Source organism: Mycobacterium sp. E2462 (genome assembly GCF_001672685.1).
Classification (GTDB): Bacteria; Actinomycetota; Actinomycetes; order Mycobacteriales; family Mycobacteriaceae; genus Mycobacterium.
Map to the genome: position 1 here is coordinate 1 of NZ_LZKC01000414.1, position 8828 is coordinate 8828.

Here is an 8828-nt window from a genome sequence, read left to right on the forward strand (position 1 = left end):
GGTCAGCAGCAGGCCCGGCACCTTGAGCGAGGCGGCGGGCTGTTCGGCCGGGGGGCTGGTGACGGTGGGAAAGATCGCGGCCACCGCGGCGGGTTTGGCCGGCATGCCGGCCGCGGCGAACACGGCGGCCGAGCCGCCGAAACCGTGCCCCAGCACGCCCAGCTTGGCCGGGTGAACGCTGATCTTGCCGGGCCCGAGGCGCACACCCGAGACGATGTCGAGGGTGGTGCCCAGATCGAAGGCGAAGTTGAGCACCGAGGGGGCCAGGCCGCGCTGGGTGTCGGGCGCACCCGCGACGATGCCCCAGGACGCGAGGTGTTCGAGGAGGCCCGCGTAGCGCGCGGCACCGGTGAGCCAGTCGTGGCCGAACGCCACGCCCGGCAAGTTGAGTCCCGCCTCCGGCGTGTACACCACCCCCGGCAGGCCGGCGAAGGCGAGATCTCCCCGCAAAACTTGGTGCGGGCCACGGCGATGCAGGGCGGCGACGAGCTTGCGGATGCGGGCCACGCGTCGACGTTAGCGCATCGCGCGGGCGCGCTGTGCAGGCAGAACCGGCCTCTAGACCCGCACCTCGATGACGCCCAGGCGCCACAGCACCGCATACATCTGGCGCATCGGAACGGTGAGCAGCCGGGTGGCCGCGCTCATCAGCGGGTCACCGCCGTCGGCCGACGCCTTCTCGCGCCGCGGCGGCGCGGGTTGTGCGCCCGCGGCCGGCGCTTGCGGCGCGGGTGCCGCGTTGTCATGCAGGGCTGCGGTCATCGTTCTCCCCTCCCAGGCGACGCGCGGCGGGCCGTTGGGCGAAAGGCCCCCGAGCGCGAAATCGAGATCGGTAACTATTAACGTTTTTCTGGCCGGGCGTTCACCGTTGCGGCGAATTCACTGTCGGTTCCGAATTGTCGTTGCGGCCTATTGGTGGACGACTCCGCGGGCGCGTCGAGTGGCAAGCCGTGGTGTCGGTTGTCGTTGCGCGGCAGCGTTGTCGAAGCGGCTCGTGTGGTGTGACCTATGTTGTCTTTTCACTGTAAAAGTGTGACCAGCGGTAGCGGTGGCGCGATTGAAAACGTCACAAATACATCAGGTGAAAAGCGGACCTTTTCTATGAAATGGGCATGAACTCGGCGATTCAGCGAAATGGCGTCGCGGATGCGCCCACGAGGTCCACCGGGCGCGACCCTGTCGGGGCCTTTCTTAGGCCCTTCGCGCAGGTGGGCGGCCTCACCCTGGCGCCGGATCATCAGGTTAGGGGGCGGCCTGCACTACCCTGGTGAGAATGTGCGGAATCGTCGGCTATGTCGGGCAGCAGCCTGCCTGCAAGGTCGTGATGGACGCGCTGCGCCGGATGGAGTACCGCGGTTACGACTCGTCGGGAGTCGCGCTGGTCAACGGCCAGGGTTCGTTGACCGTCAGCCGCCGGGCGGGCCGCCTGGCCAACCTTGAAGAGGCGATCGCCGAGGTGCCGCCTGCCACGCTGGACGGCAGCACCGGGCTCGGCCACACCCGCTGGGCCACCCACGGCCGCCCCACCGACCGCAACGCGCACCCGCACACCGACGCCGCCGGCCGGATCGCGGTCGTCCACAACGGGATCATCGAGAACTACGCGGGCCTGCGCCAGGAGTTGGAGGCCCAGGGCGTCGAATTCGCCAGCGACACCGACACCGAGGTCGCGGTGCACCTGGTGGCGCGGGCCTACCGATACGGCGACACCGCCGGCGACTTCCCGGCGTCCGTGCTCGCGGTGCTGCGCCGGCTGGACGGGCACTTCACCCTGGTGTTCGCCAACGCCGACGAGCCCGGCACCATCGTCGCCGCCCGCCGCTCGACGCCGCTGGTCGTGGGCATCGGCGACGGCGAAATGTTCGTCGGCTCGGACGTGGCGGCGTTCATCCCGCACACCCGGGAGGCCGTCGAGCTGGGCCAGGATCAGGCGGTGGTGCTCACCGCCGACGGCTTCCGGATCACCGACTTCCACGGCAACGAGGACCTCGCGCCCGGGGCCTACCGCCGGTTCCACATCGACTGGGACCTGGCCGCCGCCGAAAAGGGCGGTTACGAGTACTTCATGCTCAAGGAGATCGCCGAGCAGCCCACCGCGGTCGGCGACACCCTGCTGGGACACTTCGTCGACGGCCGGATCGTCCTGGACGAGCAGCGGCTCTCCGACCAGGAGCTGCGCGAGGTCGACAAGGTGTTCGTGGTCGCCTGTGGCACCGCCTACCACTCCGGGCTCCTCGCCAAGTACGCGATCGAGCACTGGACGCGGCTGCCGGTCGAGGTCGAGCTGGCCAGCGAGTTCCGCTACCGCGACCCGGTGCTGGACCGCAGCACCCTGGTGGTCGCCATCTCGCAGTCGGGGGAGACCGCCGACACCCTGGAGGCGGTCCGCCACGCCAAGGAGCAGAAGGCCAAGGTGCTGGCGATCTGCAACACCAACGGCTCGCAGATCCCGCGCGAGTGCGACGCCGTGCTCTACACCCGGGCCGGCCCGGAGATCGGCGTGGCGTCGACCAAGACGTTCCTGGCGCAGGTCACCGCCAACTACCTGGTGGGCCTGGCGTTGGCGCAGGCCCGCGGCACCAAATACCCCGACGAGGTGGAGCGCGAATACCGGGAACTGGAAGCCATGCCGGACCTGGTGGCGCGGGTGATCGCGTCGATCGAGCCGGTGACCGCGCTGGCCTACCGGTTCGCCCAGTCCTCGACCGTGCTGTTCCTGGGCCGCCACGTCGGCTACCCGGTGGCGCTGGAAGGGGCGCTCAAGCTCAAGGAGCTGGCCTACATGCACGCCGAGGGCTTCGCCGCCGGTGAGCTCAAGCACGGCCCCATCGCGCTGATCGAGGACGATCTGCCGGTCATCGTGGTCATGCCATCCCCGAAGGGGTCGGCCACGCTGCACGCCAAGCTGCTGTCCAACATCCGCGAAATCCAGGCCCGCGGCGCCGTCACCATCGTCATCGCCGAGGAGGGCGACGACACCGTACGCCCCTACGCCGACCACCTGATCGAAATTCCTTCCGTCTCAACGCTTTTGCAGCCGCTGCTGTCGACGATCCCGCTGCAGGTGTTCGCGGCGTCGGTCGCCCAGGCCCGCGGCTACGACGTGGACAAGCCGCGCAACCTGGCAAAATCCGTCACAGTCGAGTGACGAAGCGCCGCGCGTGCGAAGGTTGACGGCGTGGCATCTGCATTGGTGAGGTTGCGGCTGCGCCGCATGGGGCTCGCGGTCTGGCACTACGTCAGCGGCGCGCCACTGACCTACGGCTGGCTGCTCGTACTGGTCCTGACGACCATGCTGCAGTACGCGCTGCCCAGCGGCCGGCTGCACACGCTGCTGCTGCACCAGTCCACCAACATCCACGGGCTGGCCCGCGACCCGCTCGACGTGCTGTTCGCCAGCCTGCTGTGGATCGACGGCAAGAACCTGGCGCCGTATCTGCTGCTCTTCAGCCTCTTCTTGGCGCCGGCCGAACACTGGCTCAGGCAATTGCGTTGGCTGTCGGTGGGATTGAGCACCCACATCCTCGCCACCTACATCAGCGAGGGCCTGCTGTATTTCGCCATCGAGGACCGATCGGCGTCCGAGCGGCTGATCTACGCGCGCGACATCGGAGTCAGCTACTTCCTGGTCGGCCTCATGGCCATGCTGACCTACCACATCTCCCGGCCGTGGCGGTGGGGCTACCTGGGAATCCTGTTCGTCATCTTCGGTTTTCCGCTGCTGACCATGGATCGCATCGAACTGAACTTCACCGCGATCGGGCACTTCACGTCCGTGCTGATCGGGCTGTGCTTCTACCCGATGGCCCGCGCGAAACCCGGCGCGCAGCTGGGCCCGGCCCGCCTTCGGGCGATGATGCGGCGGCCCGAGCCACCGCCCGCCCGGCCCTAGGGGCGGCGGGCGGTGACGTACTGGATGCCGGTCGAGGTGTCGGTCTCCCCGTCGGCCCCCGGCGGCAGCGAACGGCCCTGCGCGGCAAGCAACTCCGAGACGCTGCTGGCCTCGGTGGCCCAACCGCGCGCGCTCAGGTAGTCGACCACGTCGTGGCGGTCGCCGCCGTACCACAGGTCGGTCATCTCCACGTCGAAGCCGTGCTGGCGCCACTGCTCGGTGATCGCGCGGATCCGCTCGCCCATCAGCTGGATGCCGTCGCCGGCGCCGCGCAGGTTCTCGGTGGCCAGCCAGCTGCCCGCCGGGCTCAACTCAGTGATGTTGTCCAGCAACCGATCCTGGGCATCGGGCGGCAGGAACGGCAGCAGCCCCTCCGCGCTCCACGCGACGGGGTCCGACGGGTCGAACCCGGCCGCCCGCAGCGCCGCCGGCCAGTCGTGGCGCAGGTCGATCGGAACGGTGCGCAGGTTCGCGGTCGGCGCCGCACCCAACGCGGCCAGCGTCGTCGTCTTGAAGTCGATCACCGCGGCCTGGTCGACCTCGAAGACCGTGGTCCCGGCCGGCCACGGCAGCCGATATCCGCGGGCGTCCAGGCCCGACGCCAGGATGACCACCTGGCGGACGCCGTCCTGGGCCGCGGCGGCGAAGAAGTCGTCGAAAAAGCGGGTGCGGATGCCCATCATGTCGCGCATCCGCTGCATCCCGAAGTCGCTGTTGTCGTCCACCTCGGCGGGATCCAGCTCGCCGCCGGCCAGCCGGGTGAAGAAGTCCACGCCCACCGCGCGCACCAGGGGCTCGGCGAACGGGTCGTCGATCAGCGGTTCGGCGGCCCGGGTGGCCAGCGCCCGGCCCACCGCCACGGCGGCGGCCGTGGCCCCCACGCTGCTCGCCAGATCCCACGTGTCGTCGTCCGTGCGTGCCATCGCCGCCCCTCTCGAGCCACCGCGCCCGCCGCCGCCGGCGGACCGAGCGCGAGGGTACGCCCCGAACGTGACACGTAATGTGACTGCTGTGCGGCACTACTACTCCGTAGACGCGATCCGCCAGGCCGAGGCCCCGCTGCTGGCGAGCCTTCCGGACGGTGCCCTGATGAGGCGGGCCGCCTTCGGCCTGGCCACCGAGATCGCCGGCGAGTTGCGCGCCCGCACGGGCGGCATCGCCGGGCGCCGGGTGTGCGCGATCGTCGGGTCGGGGGACAACGGCGGTGACGCGCTGTGGGCGGCGACGCTGTTGCGCCGGCGCGGCGTGGCCGCCGACGCGGTGCTGCTCAACCCCGAGCGGGCGCACCGAAACGGGTTGGCGGCGTTCCGCAAGGCCGGCGGCCGAATCACCGAAACCGTCTCGCCGACAACACAACTCGTTCTCGACGGCGTGGTCGGCATCTCCGGGTCCGGGCCGCTGCGCCCCAACGCGGCCGAGGTGTTCGCCGCCGTCGATGACGCGGGCATCCCCGTCGTGGCGGTGGACAGCCCCAGCGGAATCGACGTGATGACCGGCGCCGCGGCCGGACCGGCGGTGCGCGCCGCGCTGACCGTCACCTTCGGCGGGCTCAAACCGGTACACGCGCTGGCCGAGTGCGGCCGCGTGCGCCTCATCGACATCGGACTCGACCTGCCGCCCACCGACGTGCTCGGCGTCGAGGCCGCCGACGCGGCCGCGCGCTGGCCAGTCCCAGGACACCACGACGACAAGTACACCCAGGGTGTCACGGGCGTCATGGCCGGCTCGTCGACCTACCCGGGCGCCGCGGTGTTGTGCACCGGCGCCGCGGTCGCGGCGACCTCCGGCATGGTCCGCTACGCCGGCAGCGCGCACCGCGAGGTCCTCGCGCAGTGGCCCGAGGTGATCGCCTCGCCCGCCCCCGCGTCGGCGGGGCGGGTGCAGTCGTGGGTCGTCGGTCCGGGCTTGGGCACCGACGACGTCGGGGCCGCGGCGCTGTGGTTCGCCCTGGAGACCGACCTGCCGGTGGTCGTCGACGCCGACGGCCTGACCATCCTGGCCGCGCACCCCGAGTTGGTGGCCGACCGCGCCGCGCCGACGGTGCTGACGCCGCACGCGGGTGAATTCGCCCGCCTGGCGGGTAGTCCCCCCGGCGACGACCGGATCGGGGCGTGCCGCAAGCTGGCCGACACGTTCGGTGCGACGGTGCTGCTCAAGGGGAACGTCACCGTCGTCGCCGATCCCGGTGGCCCGGTCTATCTTAACCCGGCCGGGCAGTCCTGGGCGGCCACCGCCGGGTCCGGCGACGTGCTCTCCGGGATGATTGGCGCGCTGCTGGCGGCGGGCCTGCCGACGGCCGAGGCCGCGGCGACGGCGGCGTTCGTCCACGCCCGGGCGGCGGCCCTATCGGCGGCCGACCCGGGCCCCGGCGACGCGCCCACCTCGGCGTCGCGCATCGTCCCGCACATCCGCGCCGCCGTGGCGGCCCTGGTGCGCTAGAACCCAGCAGACCCGCACCAGACCCGCAGCAGAGAGGAAACCCGGAGTGCCCCAACACCCGTCCATGCCCGCCCACTCGATCGCGCCGGCCTACACCGGCCGCCTGTTCACCGCGCCGGTGCCGGCGCTGCGGTTGCCCGAGGAGTCGATGGACCCCGACGCCGCGTACCGCTTCATCCACGACGAGCTGATGCTCGACGGCAGTTCGCGGCTCAACCTGGCCACGTTCGTCACCACGTGGATGGACCCCGAGGCGTCGCGCCTGATGGCCGAGACCTTCGACAAGAACATGATCGACAAGGACGAGTACCCGGCCACCGCGGCCATCGAGCAGCGGTGCGTGTGCATGGTCGCCGACCTGTTCCACGCGGAGAACCTGCGCGACGACGACCCCTACAGCGCCATTGGGGTGTCGACCATCGGCTCCAGCGAGGCGGTCATGCTCGGCGGGCTGGCGCTGAAGTGGCGGTGGCGCGCCAAGATCGGGAAGGACTGGAAGACCCGCACCCCGAACCTGGTGATGGGGTCCAACGTCCAGGTGGTCTGGGAGAAGTTCTGCCGCTACTTCGACGTCGAACCGCGCTACCTGCCGATGGAGGAGGGGCGCTACGTCATCACCCCCGAGCAGGTCGTCGACGCCGTCGACGAGAACACCATCGGCGTGGTGGGGATTCTGGGCACCACCTACACCGGCGAGCTGGAACCCATCGCCGAGATCTGCGCGGCGCTGGACAAGCTGGCCGCCGACGGCGGCGTGGACGTCCCGGTGCACGTCGACGCCGCCAGCGGCGGGTTCGTGGTGCCCTTCTTGCACCCGGAGCTCAAGTGGGACTTCCGGCTGCCGCGGGTGGTGTCCATCAACGTCAGCGGCCACAAGTACGGGCTGACCTACCCCGGCGTCGGGTTCGTGGTGTGGCGCAGCCAGGAGCACCTTCCCGAAGACCTGGTGTTCCACGTCAACTACCTGGGCGGCGACATGCCGACCTTCACCCTGAACTTCTCCCGGCCCGGCAATCAGGTGGTCGGCCAGTACTACAACTTCCTGCGCCTGGGCCGCGAAGGCTACACGCAGGTCATGCAGGCGCTGTCGTCCACCGCGCGGTGGCTGGGCGAGCAGCTGCGGACCGGTGAACACTGCGAGCTGATTTCCGACGGATCGGCCATCCCGGTGGTCGCGTTCCGGCTCGCCCGTGGGCTGGGCTACACCGAGTTCGACGTCTCCCACGAGCTGCGCGGTTTCGGCTGGCAGGTGCCGGCCTACACCATGCCCGACAACGCCACCGACGTCTCGGTGCTGCGCATCGTGGTGCGCGAGGGCCTGTCCGCCGACCTGGCGCGGGCGCTGCACGACGACGCCCGCACGGCGCTGACCAGCCTGGACAAGCTGAAGCCGGGCGGGCATTACAAGGCCGAGCACTTCGCGCACTGACCGGGCGCTGCGGACGATTCGATGACGTCCAATGGGTTGGTCGGGCGAGCACGCACCTCGTTGGGGATCGGTTGCTGCGTGGCACTCGTCGTGTCAGGTTGCGCCCACGCCACGACGCGCGTCGACACCACCTCGGCGACGCCGTCGGCGGCGCCGGTCGACATCAACGGCCTGATCGTTGGCGTTGCCGAGGTGGCACGGATCGCCGGCATCGACGATCTGCGCGCTTCACCGACGAAGCACCAACCCAGCCACTACCCAAAGGCGGGTGCGCCCCCACCGTGTCAGCCGCCGTATCAGGACGATCTTTCGTTCGGCACGGGGTGGACGCAGTATCGGGCGGAAGCGTATGCCGCTTCGATGAGTCCGGGACCCGGCCAAGCGAACGTGATGGCCGACATCTTGCAGTCCGTCGCCGTCTATCCGGATGCCGGCGCGGCACGAGCGCAATTCGATCGAGTGGACTCATTGCTGAAGGCCTGCGCCGCCTTGGGTGACCCGGATTACGACTACGGGGTCACCAGACCGGACGGCGCGACGCTGGACGGAAGCGCCGGGTCGGTGCCGTTCGGCTATCTGGTGAAGGCAACAGTGCTGGTGAAAGTGGTGGCGCTGGGGCTACCGGACCCCGGGCGGGTGAGGTCGGAAGTCCTCCAGCGCATTGGCGATCGCATCCATTGAGCCGGGAGAGTGCCGGGAGAATGCCGGGAGAATGCCGGGAGAATAAGGCCCCGCACGGCGCTTCTGGGACAATGGCCGCCGTGGCCGTTACGCCGATTTCCGTGACGCCGGGTGCCCTCGCCGAGGCCCTGGTGGACCTGGGCGCGGTCGCGCACAACGTGCGGGTGTTGCGTGAGCACGCCGGCGGCGCGCAGGGCAAGCGCCTCGTCGATGGTGGCGACCCCGAGCTCCGCCGCGCCCGCGGCCAGCGCCGCGCGAGCCACCGGCCCCGCGCCGTGCCCGTAACCGTCGGCCTTCACGACGGCCATGACCTGCGCGCCGCCGGCGTGCTCACGCAACACCCGCACGTTGTGCGCGACCGCGCCCAGGTCCACCAGGGCCTCGGTC

8 protein-coding genes and 1 pseudogene are annotated in these 8828 nt (G+C 70.4%); 5 read left to right on the plus strand and 4 right to left on the minus strand.

Translation table 11 applies throughout. The features are described from left to right. A partial coding sequence (locus A5714_RS21470; protein WP_369829462.1) for a dienelactone hydrolase family protein occupies positions 1–507 on the minus strand: 507 nt, incomplete at its 3' end. 51 nt (positions 508–558) lie between these two features. Next, positions 559–762 (minus strand): Rv1535 family protein, encoded by a 204-nt coding sequence (locus A5714_RS21475; protein ID WP_068288658.1) that lies wholly within the window; start codon positions 760–762, stop codon positions 559–561. Between the two features lie 511 nt (positions 763–1273). Between A5714_RS21475 and glmS the strand changes: the two genes are divergently transcribed. Together glmS and A5714_RS21485 are read left to right on the plus strand one after the other, a co-directional pair. Continuing rightward, entirely contained in the window at positions 1274–3148 is a 1875-nt protein-coding gene (glmS, locus tag A5714_RS21480) for a glutamine--fructose-6-phosphate transaminase (isomerizing) (RefSeq protein ID WP_068204574.1), read from the plus strand. A 66-nt stretch (positions 3149–3214) separates the two neighbouring features. Further along, on the plus strand, positions 3215–3892 hold the full coding sequence (locus A5714_RS21485; RefSeq protein ID WP_068073320.1) for a rhomboid-like protein: 678 nt from the start codon (positions 3215–3217) through the stop codon (positions 3890–3892). Here A5714_RS21485 and A5714_RS21490 read toward each other — a convergent pair. Next, positions 3889–4815 (minus strand): class I SAM-dependent methyltransferase, encoded by a 927-nt coding sequence (locus A5714_RS21490; protein WP_068288667.1) that lies wholly within the window; start codon positions 4813–4815, stop codon positions 3889–3891. The genes A5714_RS21485 and A5714_RS21490 overlap by 4 nt on opposite strands. 88 nt (positions 4816–4903) lie before the next feature. Here A5714_RS21490 and A5714_RS21495 point away from each other — a divergent pair, with 88 nt between their 5' ends. The 3 genes from A5714_RS21495 (at position 4904) to A5714_RS21505 (ending at position 8441) form a co-directional block, all read left to right on the plus strand. Then, positions 4904–6331: an NAD(P)H-hydrate dehydratase gene (locus A5714_RS21495; protein ID WP_068288670.1), complete on the plus strand. Its 1428-nt coding sequence runs from the start codon at positions 4904–4906 to the stop codon at positions 6329–6331. A gap of 64 nt (positions 6332–6395) precedes the next feature. After that, positions 6396–7760, plus strand: coding sequence for a glutamate decarboxylase (locus A5714_RS21500; protein ID WP_156671111.1), 1365 nt, complete (start codon positions 6396–6398; stop codon positions 7758–7760). Positions 7761–7838: 78 nt separating this feature from the next. Beyond that, complete coding sequence (locus A5714_RS21505; protein ID WP_197513859.1) at positions 7839–8441, plus strand: sensor domain-containing protein; 603 nt, start codon at positions 7839–7841, stop codon at positions 8439–8441. A gap of 176 nt (positions 8442–8617) precedes the next feature. Here A5714_RS21505 and A5714_RS27680 read toward each other — a convergent pair. Continuing rightward, positions 8618–8828 (minus strand): annotated as a pseudogene (locus tag A5714_RS27680) (alanine racemase); the annotation flags it as partial.